Source organism: Yersinia antarctica, from assembly GCF_056636475.1.
The window spans coordinates 3,328,759-3,345,175 of the sequence record NZ_JBSJQF010000001.1 but is presented as its reverse complement, the minus strand read 5'-3'; the positions used below and the strand labels follow the sequence as shown (position 1 = coordinate 3,345,175).

Sequence of the window (16,417 nt, the reverse complement as noted above, 5' to 3'; positions counted from 1 at the left end):
TTTATCACTTAATAAGCCTATAAACAGTAAGTCCTAGTGCCAAGTGACCGACGGTAGTAAAATAATGACAGAGAAAATATTTTTTTTGCGCCATGCCTTTTTGTGCTATTTGCACTAACGAATTGGCAATTTGCACCTATTTTGAAATGTCCGTTGAGGAGAATTGAAGATGTCAGATGCAATTAATCGCTGTAGTGCGGAAGAAACTGCTGCCTGCTGCTGTATAGATGTTGGTACTATAATGGATAATACTGATTGCACGGCCTCTTACAGTTGTGTGTTTGACAACCGTACTGAAGCTGAAGCGATGCTGAAATCGCTGACCGAAAAAGCGCGTGCTGTTGAGTCAGAACCTTGCTTGATTGAGCATAAATTGGAAGAGAAGGACGGCGGTGTTTGTTTAACCATCGACTTTACTTTTGCCTGCCAGGCAGAAACCATGATTTTCCAGCTGGGTCTGCGTTAATTCATGCCGGTAGTCACCGCAACTCAGGTAAGTTGAACCGATCTCTAACGCGAAGCCTTTTGCTTCGCGTTTATTTTTGTCTAATTTCCTCTGTAAATTTATCGCGTTAGATTCATCATTCTTCCCCATCCCCAATTCATCTTTCCCACGATTTTGTCGCTAAAAGTTGCTCCTGCTCTCACTTTCCTGTTCTGTAGGTTTACCAAATGTAAATTTTTGGTTAAAAATAATTAGATCAGGTCAGACCTGTTATTTGTTATGCTTAACTAAAAGCCACTCTATTTATCAGGAGCGTTTATGAGTAAGCCATTACCGCTAGTGACGCGCCAGGGCGATCGCATTGCAATCGTCAGCGGCCTGCGGACCCCTTTTGCCAAGCAAGCAACTGCTTATCATGGCGTACCGGCCGTCGACTTAGGCAAAATTGTGGTCAGTGAGTTGCTGGCCAGAAGTGGCGTTGCTCCTGAGTTAATTGATCAACTCGTATTCGGTCAAGTGGTGCAGATGCCTGAAGCGCCAAATATTGCCCGTGAAATCGTGTTGGGTACCGGCATGAGTGTGCATACCGATGCTTACAGTGTCTCACGCGCGTGCGCCACCAGTTTTCAGGCGGTAGCCAATGTGGCAGAAAGTATTATTGCAGGCTCAGTCACGGTGGCGATAGCCGGTGGTGCCGATTCCTCTTCCGTGCTGCCAATTGGTGTCAGTAAAGCACTGGCGCGAACCTTGGTTGATGTTAATAAAGCGCGAACCCTCTCCCAGCGCCTGAAGTTGTTCAGCCGCTTAAAGTTACGCGATTTGCTTCCTGTTGCCCCGGCAGTGGCTGAATACTCTACCGGCTTGCGTATGGGGGATACCGCAGAGCAGATGGCAAAAACCTATGGTATCAGCCGTGAAGATCAGGATGCTCTGGCGCTACGATCGCACCAAATGGCAGCGATTGCCTGGCAGCAAGGGTTATTACACGATGAGGTGATGACGGCTTATATCCCGCCTTACCGTGATGCTATTACCGAAGATAACAATATCCGCAAAGATTCCACTATGGCGCAATATGCCAAGTTACGCCCCGCATTCGATCGCCAACATGGCAGTGTCACGGCGGCCAACAGCACCCCTTTGACGGACGGTGCCGCAGCCGTGATGATGATGAGTGAAGCGAAAGCAAAAGAGTTAGGTTTGCAACCGTTGGGTTATCTGCGCAGTTTCGCCTTTTCCGCCATCGATGTCTGGCAAGATATGCTGCTAGGCCCATCTTATGCCACGCCACTGGCGCTGGACCGTGCCGGCATCACGCTGGCTGATTTGACCCTTATCGATATGCATGAAGCATTTGCTGCACAAACACTGGCTAACCTGAAAATGTTTGCCAGTGATACTTTCGCGCGTGAAAAATTGGGTCGTAGCCAGGCTATTGGTGAAGTTGATATGAGCAAATTCAACGTATTGGGTGGTTCGATTGCCTACGGTCACCCCTTTGCGGCCACAGGCGCCCGGATGATTACCCAAACATTAAATGAATTGCGTCGCCGTGGCGGAGGATTAGGGCTAACGACGGCATGTGCTGCCGGTGGGTTGGGTGCCGCGATGATTTTGGAGGTGGAGTAATGGGTCAGGAAAATTTACTTAACAGCGGTAGGGAAGCAGCCTCAGGGGATAGCCGTACCCCAACCGATTCGGTCTTTACCCTCAATGTGCGGCCAGACAATATCGGTGTGATCACCATTGATGTTATTGGTGACAAAGTGAATACCTTAAAGGCTGAATTTGCAGAGCAAATTGCCGAGATACTGCAACAAGCGCAGGCTTTATCACAATTGCAGGGGCTGGTTATTATTTCTGGCAAGCCAGACTCTTTTATTGCAGGTGCTGATATCACCATGATTGCCGCTTGCCGTACCGCGCACGATGCGCGTGTATTGGCACAGAAAGGGCAATCTGTTCTAGCGCAGATCGCTGCATTCCCCATACCGGTGGTGGCTGCTATCCATGGTGCTTGCCTGGGCGGTGGTTTGGAGCTGGCGCTAGCGTGCCATAGTCGCATCTGTTCGCTAGATGACAAAACGGTACTCGGTTTGCCAGAGGTTCAACTGGGTCTGTTGCCCGGATCGGGTGGTACACAACGCTTGCCGCGGTTGATTGGTGTCAGCAAAGCACTGGATATGATTCTTACCGGCAGACAAGTCCGTGCGCGCCAGGCGCTTAAGATGGGGCTGGTGGACGATGCGGTGCCCCTCGATATCTTGTTAGATGTGGCGGTCAAACGGGCCAAAGCGGGTTGGCTCGATAGGCCAGTTTTACCTTGGCAGGAACGTCTACTTAGCGGCCCATTGGGTAAAGCATTACTGTTTAAGATTGTGCGTAAAAAAACGCTGGCGCAGACCAAGGGCCATTATCCGGCGGCGGAGCGCATTATTGATGTGGTGCGTAAAGGATTGGACTACGGTGGCCCCAGTGGTTATGAAGCGGAAGCCAGAGCCTTTGGTGATCTGGCCATGTCTCCCCAGTCATCTGCTTTGCGTAGCTTGTTCTTTGCCACAACATCACTGAAAAAGGAGACCGGTGGTACAGCGCAGCCTCGTGCTATTCATCGTGTTGGGGTCTTGGGTGGCGGTTTGATGGGGGGCGGAATTGCCAATGTAACGGCCACTCGCGCAGGCTTGCCGGTACGTATCAAAGATATTAATCCGCAAGGGATTAATCAGGCGCTAAAATACACTTGGGATGCCTTAGGCAAGCGGGTTCGCAGTAAGCGTATGCGCCCGGCTGAACGGCAGCGCCAGATGATGCTGATTTCCGGCAGCACAGATTATTGCGGTTTTGACTCGGTTGATATCGTAGTTGAAGCTGTATTTGAAGATTTATCATTGAAGCAGCAAATGGTTGCTGATATCGAACGTTTCGGCGCAGCACATACCATTTTTGCCTCCAATACCTCCTCATTGCCGATAAGCCAAATTGCTGCGCAGGCACAGCGACCAGAACAGGTGATCGGCCTGCACTACTTTAGCCCGGTAGATAAAATGCCGCTGGTTGAAGTGATTCCTCATGCAAAAACCAGCGAAGAAACTATCGCAACCACAGTAGCTTTGGCGCGTAAACAAGGTAAAACAGCTATTGTCGTGGCTGATTGCGCTGGGTTTTATGTAAACCGAATTCTGGCTCCATATATCAACGAAGCTGCTCGCTGTGTACTGGACGGTGAACCTATCGATTCTGTTGACAAAGCGTTGGTGAATTTTGGCTTCCCGGTTGGGCCGATCACACTGTTGGATGAAGTTGGTATTGATGTAGGTACCAAAATCATGCCGATTCTGGTTGAGCAACTAGGGCCGCGTTTTGCTGCACCTCCATCATTTGATGTCATCTTGAAGGATGGACGGAAAGGGCGTAAAAATGGCCGTGGCTTTTATCTCTATCCGGCAGCAACCAAAGGTATTAACTGGAAGAAAAAACAGGATAAACAAGTCGATACCAGTGTTTATGTCTTGCTGGGTGTGACGCCGAAAGCCCATATCGAGTCCTCGGTGATAGCACAGCGTTGTACCATGATGATGTTGAATGAAGCAGCACGCTGTCTGGATGAATCGATAATTCGTAACCCACGCGATGGTGATATTGGTGCTGTGTTTGGCATCGGCTTCCCGCCATTCCTCGGGGGGCCTTTCCGCTATCTGGATAGTCTGGGGGTGGAGAAGGTCGTGAAAACACTCAGATTGTTGGCACAACAATACGGCGAACGTTTTGAACCTTGCCAACTGCTGGTGAGCATGGCCGAACAGCAACAGACGTTTTACCCGCAGGAACGTAATCCAGATGAGGTGCCTGGCGAAGAGCGCTGAGTTTGCAAAAGGGTATTGCTCACGGGGCTTGGTCGCATTTTTCCACTAAACAGGCGGCCGACTAACACCTATTCTTAAGAGTGTGAGCAGGATCACCACCTGCAATTCTAAGGGATTAGGTGGCTGTACACCGGGGGCAACCCGCGCTACCTTAACCAGAATCACGTTAAGTGACTATTCGTGCCAAAATGTATTAATAGGCACTTATTGCGCAGGTGATAAAGTTTAGATTAAGCTGTTGATATGGTTATTATGTAACCATTCAAGGTTGGCTGCCGGTATGCTCGGTGTAAAAAGCAGCCATTTTCTTTACCTTAAGTTTCAGGCAAAATGCCCGGCCGCCATAGAGAGACGGCGCGTTATCGTTATGAAGTTTCTTTGCCCATGGCAAAGGTTTCGGCGGTACAGCACGCAAAGCGTTTCTGTATAGCGTTATTTTGTTAACAAAAACGGTGCAATATGCAAGTTTTCATTATGCGTCACGGTGACGCGGCCCTTGATGCAGCAAGTGATGCACAACGGCCTCTTACTCTGTGTGGTCAGGATGAGTCACGTCAGATAGCAAGCTGGCTAAGCGAGCAGTCTGTTGATATCGATCAGATTTTGGTTAGCCCTTATCTACGCGCAGCGCAAACATTAGACGTCGCGCGTGAGGTGATTACGCTACCGGCAGAGCAGGAAGTGATGCCAGAATTAACGCCGGGTGGGGATGCCGCTTTTGTCTGCTGCTATTTGCAGGCATTGGCAAAAGAAGATTGTGCCGCAGTGCTGGTCATTTCGCACTTGCCGCTGGTCGGGTATCTGGTTTCTGAGCTCTGTCCAGGGCAATGCCCACCAATGTTTGCCACCTCGGCAATCGCCTGTGTTGATCTTAATGGTGATACCGGGAAGGGGACATTTGATTGGCAGGTCAGCCCGTCACAACTGTTGGCAAAGGCTTGCCACGGTTAAAACAGTGTTAGTGAATATTCAATCGGCGCGGCATCTCTGTCGCGCCTTTGTTTTTCTGTCAAACCGCATTTCGCGTCTATTCTTCTAACTCAATTAAGACCAGTAATGCCGCAGTCCCACCCCAATCTTTAGGGGCTTGATGGAATGCCAGCACATCAGGGTGCTGCGCCAGCCACAAAGGGGTTTGCTGCTTCAGAACATGTTTGCCGTGGCCATGCATCACGCAGGCACAATGCACATGCTCCCGCTTACAGGCAGCAATCAGTGCGCCCAACTCCTGTTTGGCCTGTTTCTGGGTTAATCCGTGTAAATCCAAAAACATATCGGGCGAGTAATCACCGCGCCGCAGCTTTTTAACTTCAAAATGATCAACGCCAGGCCGCACATAGCGGGTGGGACCGTCGTAATCCAACTGCGGTTGGAATTCATCGGAAAAATAATAACTGGCATCAACCTGCTCTTGCAGTAATTTTTCCGGTGCGATTCTTTTGCCCAACTTGGGCGGTGTATGCAGAACAATCGTATCTTGTTTCAGCTTCTTCGCCCCAACTATTGACTCCTTAAATAGCTGTAAATCATCAGTCGTGAGGTGATATTTATTTTTCATCATCAGTTCGTTGTACTTATTTGATTACCTCCAGTTTACCTGTTGAACGTCATCTGTCTAAATAAATGTCTATACCCGTCATATTTCAAGGTGTAGGTGTGTTGGCTGCCCTCGCTTACCCGAATCACTTACTTGTGTAAGCTCATCGGGATTATCTCGGTTGCCGCCTTCCTACGCCTCGAAATCTATTGGGTATAGGCATGTCGTCATATTCCAAGGTGTAGGTGTGTTGGCTGCCCTCGCTTACCCGAATCACTTACTTGTGTAAGCTCATCGGGATTATCTCGGTTGCCGCCTTCCTACGCCTCGAAATCTATTGGGTATAGGCATGTCGTCATATTTCAAGGTGTAGGTGTATTGGTTGTTCTCGCAATCAAGCGGTTATCCATACAATTTTCAATGTTAATGTGCTTTTCATTATTCGGTTATCATTCAACTGATGTATTGCTGCTGATTTGTCGCGGGCTTCATGGCAAACTAGGGGATAGATAATGATTTTTCGCACCGTTGTTGGAGAATACCTTGGACAAGATTTTCGTCGATGAAGCAGTAAATGAGCTGCACACCATTCAGGATATGCTGCGCTGGGCAGTTAGCCGGTTTAATGCGGCCAATATTTTTTATGGTCACGGTACTGATAATCCGTGGGACGAAGCAGTACAACTGGTTTTCCCAAGCCTATTTTTACCGATAGATATCCCTGAGGATATGCGCAGTGCGCGCCTGACGTCGAGCGAGCGGCACCGTATTGTCGAACGGGTGATCCGCCGGGTTAACGAGCGAATTCCGGTTGCTTATCTGACCAATAAAGCTTGGTTCTGCGGTATGGAATATTATGTTGATGAGCGTGTATTGGTGCCACGTTCACCGATAGCTGAATTGATTAATAATAGCTTTGATGGTCTGATCAGACACCAGCCTAAGCATATTCTGGATATGTGTACCGGTAGTGGTTGTATTGCTATTGCTTGTGCCTATGCCTTCCCAGACGCTGAAGTGGATGCTGTTGATATCTCTAATGATGTTCTGGCAGTAACTGAACATAATATTCAACAGCATGAGATGGAACATCAGGTCACACCGATTCGCTCTGACCTGTTCCGTGATTTACCGCCAATCAAATATGACTTGATTGTCACTAATCCACCGTATGTTGATGCCGAAGATATGGCCGACTTACCGCAGGAGTTCCGCTTCGAGCCTGAACTTGGGTTGGCTGCTGGCAGCGATGGCTTGAAACTGGCTCGCCGTATTCTGGCTTGCGCCCCGGACTTCTTGCAAGATGATGGCGTGTTGATTTGCGAAGTGGGCAACAGCATGGTGCATTTGATGGACATATATCCTGATGTGCCTTTCACCTGGCTGGAGTTCGACAACGGCGGTGATGGCGTATTTATGCTGACCAAACAGCAACTGATTGACTGCGCTCCGCATTTTAGTATGTACCGCGATTAATCGATCTCTGCTTATAAAGTCTGTCAGTGTGATAAATATCATGCTGGCAGATTGTTTATGACTAAATGGTAAGGAGCCGTGATGGCTGGCAACAGTATTGGGCAGTTTTTCCGCGTCACCACTTTTGGTGAATCTCACGGCATCGCCTTGGGGTGTATTATTGATGGCGTCCCGCCGGGCATTCCAATCACTGAAGCTGACATTCAGTTGGATCTCGACCGGCGTCGCCCGGGTACCTCACGCTATACCACTCAACGCCGCGAGCCGGATCAGGTGCGTATTTTATCTGGCGTGTTTGAGGGAGTAACCACCGGTACCAGCATCGGGTTGATGATTGAGAATACTGACCAGCGGTCACAGGATTACAGCACGATTAAAGATGTCTTCCGCCCAGGCCATGCTGACTATACCTACGAACAAAAATACGGCGTGCGTGACTATCGGGGAGGGGGCCGTTCTTCAGCCCGTGAAACCGCGATGCGTGTTGCCGCCGGTGCCATTGCTAAAAAGTATCTGGCGCAGAAATTCGGGGTGCAGGTGCGTGGCTATCTGGCACAAATTGGCGATATTAGTTGTGATTTGATTGATTGGGATTTGGTTGAACAAAATCCGTTCTTCTGTCCAGATGCCAGTAAGTTGGAGCCGCTGGATGCGCTGATGCGTGAACTGAAAAAAGCCGGTGACTCTATTGGAGCCAAAATTACCGTGGTCGCTGAACACGTGCCGGTTGGTTTGGGTGAGCCAGTATTTGACCGTTTAGATGCAGATTTGGCCCATGCGCTGATGAGTATCAATGCGGTGAAAGGGGTGGAAATCGGTGATGGTTTTGCTGTTGTTACTAAGCGTGGTAGTGAAAACCGTGATGAGATTACCCCACAAGGTTTCCAGAGCAATCATGCCGGGGGCATTTTAGGCGGCATCAGCAGCGGGCAACCGGTTGTGGCCCATATCGCCTTGAAACCGACATCCAGCATTATGGTACCAGGGCAAACCATTAACCGGCAGGGTGAGGCGGTTGAGATGGTTACCCGTGGTCGCCATGACCCTTGTGTCGGTATTCGCGCCGTCCCTATTGCTGAGGCCATGATGGCTATTGTGTTAATGGATCACTTGCTGCGCCAGCGTGCACAGTGCGGTGATGTGGTTTCCGACGTTCCGCGCTGGTAGGCACAATGAACAAATGGATTGTGGGTGCAGTGGCACTTGCCGCTACCGTAGCACTCACCGCTATAGCCCCGGTCATGGCGGCGACGCCATGGCAACAGATAGCCAACCCGGTTGCAGGTTCTCCACAGTCGATTGGTGGTTTTGCCAACGGCTGCGTTATTGGTGCAATGCCTTTGCCGCTCCAATCGGCAGATTATCAGGTGATGCGCCCGGATCAGCGCCGTTATTTCGGTCATCCTGATTTACTGAACTTTATCCACCGTCTGAGTGCGCAGGCTGAGCAACATCGCTTGGGAACGGTATTGATTGGCGATATGGCAATGCCCGCCGGTGGGCGCTTTAGTAGTGGGCATGCCAGCCATCAATCTGGTCTGGATGTGGATATCTGGTTACAACTGCCAGTACAGCGCTGGAGACAACAGCAATTGCTGAAACCGCAACCTGTTGATTTGGTGGCAGCCGACGGCAAACGGGTCGTCCCCGCACTGTGGCAACCTCAGGTCGAGAGCCTTATCAAGTTAGCGGCTAACGATAACGAAGTGACGCGTATTTTCGTCAATCCGGCGATTAAAAAGCAACTGTGTCTGGATGCCGGAACGGATCGTAATTGGTTGCATAAAGTGCGCCCGTGGTTCGGCCATCGTGCACATATGCATGTAAGATTGCGCTGCCCGGCAGATAGCCTGGAGTGTTTGGATCAAGACACGCCTCCTGCGGGGGATGGTTGTGGTGCAGAACTGGAAAGCTGGTTCCAGCCCCATCAACCGAGTGCTAAACCGGGTAAAACCTTACCCCCACCATTGCCGCCTTCATGTCAGGCTTTGTTGGATAACCATTTTGCTGCGGAATAAATCATGGATTGGTTTACGCTGGGCCCTGAGGTTTTAGGGATACTGTTTGTCGTCGCCTTATTGGCGGGTTTTATTGATTCCATTGCGGGTGGCGGAGGCTTGCTCACCGTGCCGGCATTACTGGCGGTTGGATTACCACCGGCACAGGCGTTGGCGACCAATAAATTGCAATCGGTCGGCGGGTCATTATCCGCCAGCCTCTATTTTATCCGCCGTGGGGCGGTGAATTTAAAAGAGCAAAAGCTGACCATTGCTCTAACACTGGTCGGCTCAATGCTGGGTGCTATTTTGGTTCAGCATATGCGGGCCGATATTTTGCGGCAAATTCTGCCATTGCTGGTGATAGGGATTGGTGTTTATTTTCTGCTCACTCCCAAGCTGGGTGAAGTTGATCAGCAGCGCCGTCTATCCGCACTACCCTTTGCCTTGATTGCTGGCGGTGGTGTCGGTTTTTATGATGGTTTCTTTGGCCCCGGAGCCGGTTCTTTCTATGCGCTGGCCTTTGTGACGCTGTGCGGATTTAATCTGGCAAAATCCACCGCTCATGCCAAAGTGCTTAATTTTACCTCCAACTTGGGTGGCCTGACCTTCTTCATCGTCGGCGGCAAAGTAGTGTGGAGTATCGGGTTGGTGATGCTAGTAGGGCAGGTGTTGGGCGCACGCCTTGGTGCACATATGGTGTTGACCAAAGGCCAAAAATTAATCCGCCCAATGATTGTCGTGGTGTCATTCGTAATGAGCTGCAAGCTGCTGTATGACAGCCACGGTTCTGAGATCTCCTCCTGGTTAGGGTTACACGTTTTCGCATAACTTAAGGTATCAAAATAGCAGTGAGCCTGACTGTCGCTGACGATACCGCTCTTACGGACCCAAGTATGACCCATGATTATCAGCAATTAATCGATGTTTTTAATGCCTGTTTTAGCGACCAATATAATACCCGGCTGGTAAAAGGTGACGATGAGCCTATTTATCTGCCTGCCGATGACGAATTCCCCTATCATCGGGTGATTTTTGCCCATGGTTATTATGCCAGCGGAATGCATGAGATCTCCCATTGGTGTATTGCCGGTGAAGAGCGGCGCAAGTTGGTCGATTTTGGTTATTGGTACTGCCCGGATGGGCGTGATGCATTAACCCAGAGCCAGTTTGAAGTGGTTGAGATCAAGCCACAGGCACTGGAATGGATGTTCTGTGTAGCGGCGGGTTTCCCTTTCAACGTCAGTTGCGACAACCTGGAGGGGGATTGTGAGCCGGATCGCATAACATTCCAGCGCAAAGTACGCGAACAAGTGTTGTGGAATTTAGAAAACGGTATATCCCCACGACCTGCGGGCTTTATTCAGGCACTACAATCGTTTTACAATACGCCGCCGTTGGTAGCCGCGCTTTTCCCTTACCCGGAAGATCTCGTGTAGCTTGCAGCCTGGCTGTAACGCCATTATTTTTGGATATAGAATATAACCCAATAGATTTCAAGGTGTAGGAAGGCGGCAAGCAAGATACAAATTGGGTGTAAATCATTTTGAATAACGCTTGCGCTGGCCCGCAGGGTGAGCCTCTGATGAGGCTCATAATCCCGATGAGCCCACGACGGTAAGTGATTCGGGTTAATGAATGCTGCCAACACACCTGCGCTTTGAAATATGACGGGTTATTGAGGAAAGTTGATGATCGCAGAGTTCGAAACGCACATATTAGCGCAGATTGATGACATGGTAGAGCACGCCAGTGATGATGATTTATTTGCCGGCGGCTATCTGCGCGGCCATCTGACTCTAGCCGTGGCAGAATCTGAAGAGTTTGGTGAACATACGGCTGAGCAGTTACATGCCCGCGTGCAGACCAGCCTGGAAAAAGCGATCAAAGCCGGGGAGCTTTCCCCACCGGATCAGGTTTTGGTATTGGGTTTATGGGATCGTTTACTTGAGCAAGCTATAAAATAGCGTTCATTGCTGGAGTCGCGGGGGGGGGGGGGTAGCGATGTTCGTTATTTGGCCTCGCCTCTGCGACTCCAATGACTTTGACGTCGCTGCAAGCCACCCCGCGAGCTGCCCGCTAAGATAACCTCGCAACGCGCTGTTGTACCGGCCTGCCTTTTAGCAATTTTCGAATCCAAAATCGATTGGGATTGAGTGCCGCCAGCGTCGGCGCATCTAATGGCTGCGGTTCCCCAAACATTTGTGCGGCCAAAATTTCTGCCACCAATGGCGCACTGCACAACCCCCGTGACCCCAAAGCTCCCACCATGAATAATTCCGGCCATACCGGCGCTGGCGCTATCTCATCACCACGCTGAATTTTGCGTGGCAGATCCTGATATTGTGCCAGTGTTGCAGCATAATCCGGTACCGCGCCCACCATCGGTAAGTGATCACGAATAGCGCAACGCACCCCGCAGCGCGCTTGATTATCACTGATATCAACCTGATGCGGCCAATTTACTTGTGGCAGACAGCGTAACAGGCGGTCCCGGTTCTCTTGCTGCTCATCGGCACGAAAATCAGTGGCAATATCGCCGCGCTGATAACTGGCACCAATACAGTGATGCTGGTTAGCCGGGTTCACTGGCGTCAGATAGCCGTCATAGCACAGCACTTGCTGCAACTGACTGAGTACTGAGGTAGTGGGAATGTGCGAGACCTGCCCGCGCACGGCTGACAGTGGCAGATGCTGGGTTTGTTGCCACTCAGCTAAGCGGTGGCCGGTGGCCAGCACCACTGTAGCATGTTGTTTCGCCGTCAGTGGTTGTTGGGTATCGTGTTGTTGGCTATCGATGGGTTGGGCACTGAGTTGCTGGAAGCTGAGCTGCCATTGCCCGTCAACATGCTCTAACTGACTCAGTTCATGCTGATAGTGGCATGCCATGCCTTTTTGTTGGGCCAGCAGCAGCAGCGCTGTGGTGAGGTCTGATGGGCATAACCAGCCTCCGGCGGGATAATGTATACCATCGTGGGCGCAATCCAGCCCCGCGAGCGCACTGAGCTGTTCACGGCTCATGGCTTCGGCGAATGACACCGGCCAGCTTATTTGCAGCATTTTATCAATCTTGCCACGGCTTTTTTCATCAAATGCCAATTGGTTGACACCGCACCATTGATGATCAAAATGAATGCCTTGTGCTAACAATTGATCATATTGGCGGCGGGCAAAGGTAAATGCGCTGGTGAAAAAGTTTTCCAGTGCATCATCTTTGCCGTTTAGCAGGGGATAGAGCGCACCTTGCCGGTTACCTGATGCACCTTGCGCCGGTTGTGCATCGGCGCAATAGAGCGTGACCTTGGCCCCACGGCGCAATAAGGCTAATGCTGTCAATGCACTGACGATACCGCCGCCAATGATCGCGATATCATCACAACGGACCGCGGCTGGCCGATGGTACCAAGGCGCTGAGGCTGACCCGATGCTTTGCGGCAATCTGCCCGTGAGCATTTCACGTTTTTGCCCAAAACCTTTCACTTTAGCTACGTCAAAACCTGCTTGTTGCAAACCACGGCGAACAAATCCGGCGGCAGTAAATGTGGCAAAAGTGCCCCCCGGCCTTGCCATCCGCGCCATGGCATTGAACAGCATATCATTCCACATATCGGGGTTTTTCGCCGGGGCAAAGCCATCAAGAAACCAGGCATCTACTTGATTATTCAGGCTGGCATCCAACTGGGGCAGTAAGGTATTGACATCACCAAACCACAGATCCAGAGTGATACTCCCCTGCGCTAGCAGAATACGATGGCAGCCAGCAAGAGGTAACGGCCATTGCGCGCGCAATTGTTCGGCAAAAAATGCCAGTTCTGGCCAGCGGTCATGGGCGGCAGCTAAATCTGCCACCTGTAGGGGGTATTTTTCGAAGCTGATATAGTGTAATCGCTGGAGTTTTGCACTGGCGTGTTGCTGTTTGAACTGAGCGAAATCGCGCCATAATGTCAGAAAATTTAAGCCAGTCCCGAAGCCCGTTTCGGCAAAAATGCAGTTATCCCACGGGTGTTGAATGAAACGCTCAGGGAAGCCATTCCCCTTAAGAAAAACGTAGTGAGTCTCTTCCAGCCCATCTTCATTGGAAAAATAGATGTCACCAAACTGTTCCGATACAGGTGTACCCTGTTCATTCCAGCTTAATGTCGCGGTTTGGATTGGGGGATGGCTCACGTTGAAAGACTCGTATCTCAAGGGGTAGGGCGATTCTAACTATGTGACCGGCCGCGTGCAAATCGTAAAATTATCTGGGTATATTACGCTGATCGGACTTGTTCGGCGTACAACTGTACGCTAAAGTGCGTTGCAAAATCCCGAATGTAAAATAAGTGGAAGAGGTATTGAATGAAGCGTGCAGTAATTACTGGCTTGGGTATTGTCTCCAGCATTGGTAATAACCAGCAGGAAGTTCTGGCATCTTTGCAGGAAGGCCGCTCTGGCATTACTTTCGCTCAGGAATTTAAAGACGCAGGTATGCGTAGCCACGTATGGGGCGATGTAAAGCTGGCATCTGAGCCTAAAGACCTCATTGATCGCAAAGTGCTGCGTTTTATGAGCGACGCCTCAATTTATGCTTTTCTTGCGATGGAAGAAGCGATAGCAGACTCTGGCCTGTCAGACGATCAGGTATCTAATTTCCGCAGTGGGCTGGTGGTGGGTTCCGGTGGTGGTTCACCCCGTAATCAGGTTGCCGGTTCTGATGCAATGCGTACCCCGCGCGGTTTGAAAGGTGTTGGTCCTTATATGGTGACCAAAGCCATGGCATCTGGTGTGTCCGCGTGCCTGGCAACCCCCTTTAAAATCAAAGGTGTTAACTATTCAATCAGCTCTGCCTGTGCGACGTCTGCGCACTGTATTGGCCATGCTTTGGAGTTAATCCAACTGGGCAAGCAGGATGTAGTGTTTGCGGGTGGTGGTGAAGAACTGTGCTGGGAAATGGCCTGCGAGTTCGATGCCATGGGCGCGTTGTCGACCAAATACAATGAAACTCCGGCTAAAGCTTCCCGTACTTATGATCAAGACCGTGATGGCTTCGTAATCGCCGGTGGTGGCGGTATGGTGGTGGTTGAAGAACTTGAGCATGCTCTGGCGCGTGGTGCTCACATCTACGCTGAGATTGTTGGCTACGGCGCAACCTCTGATGGTGCTGATATGGTTGCACCATCAGGTGAAGGTGCTGTTCGTTGCATGCAGATGGCAATGGCAGGTGTTGATACACCAATTGACTACATGAACGTACATGGCACTTCTACACCGGTTGGTGATGTGAAAGAGCTAGGCGCGATTCGTGAGGTGTTTGGTGATAACACGCCAGCTATTTCCTCAACAAAAGCCATGACCGGTCACTCTCTGGGTGCGGCGGGTGTGCATGAAGCTATCTTCAGCCTGTTGATGGTAGAGCACGGCTTTATCGCACCAAGCATCAATATTGAAAATCTGGATGAGAAAGCGGCAGGGATGAATATCATCACTGAGCCAACTCAGCGCGAACTGACTACTGTTATGTCTAACAGCTTCGGTTTTGGTGGTACTAACGCCACTCTGGTCATGCGTAAATACCAGAAATAAGGTCAATCGCAGATATTTCTGCTCATTGATACTGAGTCATTAAGGCCCGCGAGCAATCGCGGGCCTTTTTATTCGCTATAAATAAACACTTCTACAGAAAAATACTATAATCATCAGGTGATTAACCTTTTTTAGTAATTTCATCTTTTTGTATCAAAGAAGACTAGTTGATCACTGACTATTCATAAAAATATCTTATACTCAATAACCAAGGTGAATAACATTATAAAATGTAGGTGATTGAATATTAATGCGTTAGCTCTAATTTCAGCTATTTTTAATGTTTTTTATTCCTTTAAAGCCAAATTTGAAGTTAAAAAATCCTTGCCTGCTCAAAAACGTCAATTACAATATTAGAACAATAATTAAACAATTTTATTTTTGTCTTTTAATTTACCAACACAGCAGGGTAGTTCAATGAGCCATAATCCAAGTGATCAGAAGGTTAAGATTGCCGATTTAAACGAGCGCGTTGTTCATGAAATTCTGGAAGTGATAAGTGATGATATCTGGGATTGGAATGCCAACAATGGATTTGTTTATCGTAATACTGGCTGGTATGAAATGCTGGGCTATCCCGCCGATGCATTTGAAAATACAGTCCATACTTGGGAGAAAATCATCCATCCAGATGATTTTGACCGAGTGATGTTTCAGTTTGATGCCTATATTAATAATCAGGCCGAGAGATACCAGATTGAATACCGTTGCCGGACTCATGATGGCGATTATGTGTGGATTGAAGATCGCGGCAAGGTGATTGAGCGTAATAGTGATGGTTCAGTATCGAGGATGATCGGCGCTCACCGTAATATCCATGACAAAAAGCATCGTCTGGAAAAGTTAGAGTTAAAGAATAAATCTCTGGAAGCGTTAGTCGAAGAGCGAACCGTTGAATTACGCGAAACCAATTTCCGCTTACAACAGCAACTCGATATCAAAAAAAGTCTATCTGAAACAGATGTATTAACCTCTGCGGCTAACCGTTATTTGCTGGAAAAAGTACTCAAGCACGAATATAACCGCGCAAAACGATTTTGCCAGCCGTTGTCATTGCTTTCGTTGGATTTAGACAATTTTAAATCTATTAATGATAAGTATGGCCATTCTGTTGGGGACTTAACCTTGACGCATATTGTTGATGTGATTAGGAATAATATTAGGGAAATTGATGTTTTAGGCCGTTGGGGCGGCGATGAGTTTATGATTGTGTTACCTAACACGCAATTAAATGAGGCTAAATGTATCGCCGAGAAAATCAGGCAACGTATCGAAACCATGCCCGTGGAAGGGAATATCAATGTGACAATGAGTTTAGGTGTGGTGGAGCTGGGGCAAAATGAAGCACAGGAACAACTATTAATTCGCGCAGATAAAATGCTCTATAACTCAAAAGCGGCGGGACGGAATATTATTAGCGGTTGATATTTTTCGAACGTAATGGTGCATTGATGTAGCAGCCTTTATTACCCGGCCTATTGCTGAGCTTTGCAAGGGAGACCGAAGTAAGCGGTGTTAAGCTCTGCTGCCATTGGGA

The 16,417-nt window shown here is 49.3% G+C and carries 14 protein-coding genes; 12 read left to right on the top strand and 2 right to left on the bottom strand.

Annotated features, from left to right (window positions below; all coding sequences use genetic code 11):
* The first annotated feature begins 169 nt into the window (after positions 1 to 169).
* The 4 genes from ACWJJO_RS15510 (at position 170) to sixA (ending at position 5,259) form a co-directional block, all read left to right on the top strand.
* On the top strand, positions 170 to 466 hold the full coding sequence (locus tag ACWJJO_RS15510) for a YfcZ/YiiS family protein (protein ID WP_083158209.1): 297 nt from the start codon (positions 170 to 172) through the stop codon (positions 464 to 466).
* A gap of 297 nt (positions 467 to 763) precedes the next feature.
* Positions 764 to 2,074 (top strand): acetyl-CoA C-acyltransferase FadI, encoded by a 1,311-nt coding sequence (gene fadI, locus ACWJJO_RS15505; RefSeq protein WP_083158210.1) that lies wholly within the window; start codon positions 764 to 766, stop codon positions 2,072 to 2,074.
* Positions 2,074 to 4,308 carry a fatty acid oxidation complex subunit alpha FadJ gene (gene fadJ / locus ACWJJO_RS15500; RefSeq protein WP_481091214.1) on the top strand — a complete coding sequence of 745 codons (2,235 nt, stop codon included), beginning with the start codon at positions 2,074 to 2,076 and terminating at the stop codon, positions 4,306 to 4,308. Before fadI ends, fadJ begins: the two co-directional genes overlap by 1 nt.
* Positions 4,309 to 4,767: 459 nt before the next feature.
* On the top strand, positions 4,768 to 5,259 hold the full coding sequence (gene sixA, locus ACWJJO_RS15495; RefSeq protein ID WP_372569399.1) for a phosphohistidine phosphatase SixA: 492 nt from the start codon (positions 4,768 to 4,770) through the stop codon (positions 5,257 to 5,259).
* Positions 5,260 to 5,335: 76 nt separating this feature from the next.
* Here sixA and smrB read toward each other — a convergent pair whose 3' ends face one another.
* Entirely contained in the window at positions 5,336 to 5,866 is a 531-nt protein-coding gene (gene smrB / locus ACWJJO_RS15490; protein ID WP_083163530.1) for an endonuclease SmrB, read from the bottom strand.
* A gap of 522 nt (positions 5,867 to 6,388) precedes the next feature.
* On the opposite strand from smrB, the gene prmB reads away from it, so the two are divergent.
* The 6 genes from prmB to ACWJJO_RS15460 all read left to right on the top strand — a co-directional run bounded on the left by prmB (position 6,389) and on the right by ACWJJO_RS15460 (position 11,285).
* A complete protein-coding gene (prmB, locus tag ACWJJO_RS15485; RefSeq protein WP_050084895.1) occupies positions 6,389 to 7,321 on the top strand; it encodes a 50S ribosomal protein L3 N(5)-glutamine methyltransferase in 933 nt (310 codons plus the stop codon).
* 81 nt (positions 7,322 to 7,402) lie between these two features.
* On the top strand, positions 7,403 to 8,488 hold the full coding sequence (gene aroC, locus ACWJJO_RS15480) for a chorismate synthase (RefSeq protein WP_005183428.1): 1,086 nt from the start codon (positions 7,403 to 7,405) through the stop codon (positions 8,486 to 8,488).
* A 5-nt stretch (positions 8,489 to 8,493) separates the two neighbouring features.
* Positions 8,494 to 9,339 (top strand): penicillin-insensitive murein endopeptidase, encoded by an 846-nt coding sequence (gene mepA / locus ACWJJO_RS15475; RefSeq protein ID WP_481091213.1) that lies wholly within the window; start codon positions 8,494 to 8,496, stop codon positions 9,337 to 9,339.
* A 3-nt stretch (positions 9,340 to 9,342) separates the two neighbouring features.
* Complete coding sequence (locus tag ACWJJO_RS15470) at positions 9,343 to 10,149, top strand: sulfite exporter TauE/SafE family protein (RefSeq protein ID WP_083158214.1); 807 nt, start codon at positions 9,343 to 9,345, stop codon at positions 10,147 to 10,149.
* Positions 10,150 to 10,214: 65 nt separating this feature from the next.
* Positions 10,215 to 10,757 carry an elongation factor P hydroxylase gene (locus ACWJJO_RS15465; protein ID WP_372559930.1) on the top strand — a complete coding sequence of 181 codons (543 nt, stop codon included), beginning with the start codon at positions 10,215 to 10,217 and terminating at the stop codon, positions 10,755 to 10,757.
* Between the two features lie 252 nt (positions 10,758 to 11,009).
* Complete coding sequence (locus ACWJJO_RS15460) at positions 11,010 to 11,285, top strand: YfcL family protein (protein WP_005183422.1); 276 nt, start codon at positions 11,010 to 11,012, stop codon at positions 11,283 to 11,285.
* Positions 11,286 to 11,397: 112 nt separating this feature from the next.
* Here ACWJJO_RS15460 and mnmC read toward each other — a convergent pair whose 3' ends face one another.
* Positions 11,398 to 13,485, bottom strand: coding sequence for a bifunctional tRNA (5-methylaminomethyl-2-thiouridine)(34)-methyltransferase MnmC2/FAD-dependent 5-carboxymethylaminomethyl-2-thiouridine(34) oxidoreductase MnmC1 (gene mnmC / locus ACWJJO_RS15455; RefSeq protein ID WP_481091212.1), 2,088 nt, complete (start codon positions 13,483 to 13,485; stop codon positions 11,398 to 11,400).
* Positions 13,486 to 13,656: 171 nt separating this feature from the next.
* On the opposite strand from mnmC, the gene fabB reads away from it, so the two are divergent.
* Complete coding sequence (gene fabB, locus ACWJJO_RS15450) at positions 13,657 to 14,880, top strand: beta-ketoacyl-ACP synthase I (RefSeq protein WP_083158217.1); 1,224 nt, start codon at positions 13,657 to 13,659, stop codon at positions 14,878 to 14,880.
* A gap of 417 nt (positions 14,881 to 15,297) precedes the next feature.
* Positions 15,298 to 16,305: a sensor domain-containing diguanylate cyclase gene (locus ACWJJO_RS15445; protein WP_481091211.1), complete on the top strand. Its 1,008-nt coding sequence runs from the start codon at positions 15,298 to 15,300 to the stop codon at positions 16,303 to 16,305.
* Positions 16,306 to 16,417: the final 112 nt, after the last annotated feature.

Excerpts from the sequence above, each read along its gene's own strand:
- ACWJJO_RS15510 (WP_083158209.1), top strand. The coding sequence starts at position 170 with ATGTCAGATGCAATTAATCGCTGTAGTGCGGAAGAAACTGCTGCCTGC.
- fadI (WP_083158210.1), top strand. The coding sequence starts at position 764 with ATGAGTAAGCCATTACCGCTAGTGACGCGCCAGGGCGATCGCATTGCA.
- fadJ (WP_481091214.1), top strand. The coding sequence starts at position 2,074 with ATGGGTCAGGAAAATTTACTTAACAGCGGTAGGGAAGCAGCCTCAGGG.
- sixA (WP_372569399.1), top strand. The coding sequence starts at position 4,768 with ATGCAAGTTTTCATTATGCGTCACGGTGACGCGGCCCTTGATGCAGCA.
- smrB (WP_083163530.1), bottom strand. The coding sequence starts at position 5,866 with ATGAAAAATAAATATCACCTCACGACTGATGATTTACAGCTATTTAAG.
- aroC (WP_005183428.1), top strand. The coding sequence starts at position 7,403 with ATGGCTGGCAACAGTATTGGGCAGTTTTTCCGCGTCACCACTTTTGGT.
- mepA (WP_481091213.1), top strand. The coding sequence starts at position 8,494 with ATGAACAAATGGATTGTGGGTGCAGTGGCACTTGCCGCTACCGTAGCA.
- ACWJJO_RS15470 (WP_083158214.1), top strand. The coding sequence starts at position 9,343 with ATGGATTGGTTTACGCTGGGCCCTGAGGTTTTAGGGATACTGTTTGTC.
- ACWJJO_RS15465 (WP_372559930.1), top strand. The coding sequence starts at position 10,215 with ATGACCCATGATTATCAGCAATTAATCGATGTTTTTAATGCCTGTTTT.
- ACWJJO_RS15460 (WP_005183422.1), top strand. The coding sequence starts at position 11,010 with ATGATCGCAGAGTTCGAAACGCACATATTAGCGCAGATTGATGACATG.
- fabB (WP_083158217.1), top strand. The coding sequence starts at position 13,657 with ATGAAGCGTGCAGTAATTACTGGCTTGGGTATTGTCTCCAGCATTGGT.
- ACWJJO_RS15445 (WP_481091211.1), top strand. The coding sequence starts at position 15,298 with ATGAGCCATAATCCAAGTGATCAGAAGGTTAAGATTGCCGATTTAAAC.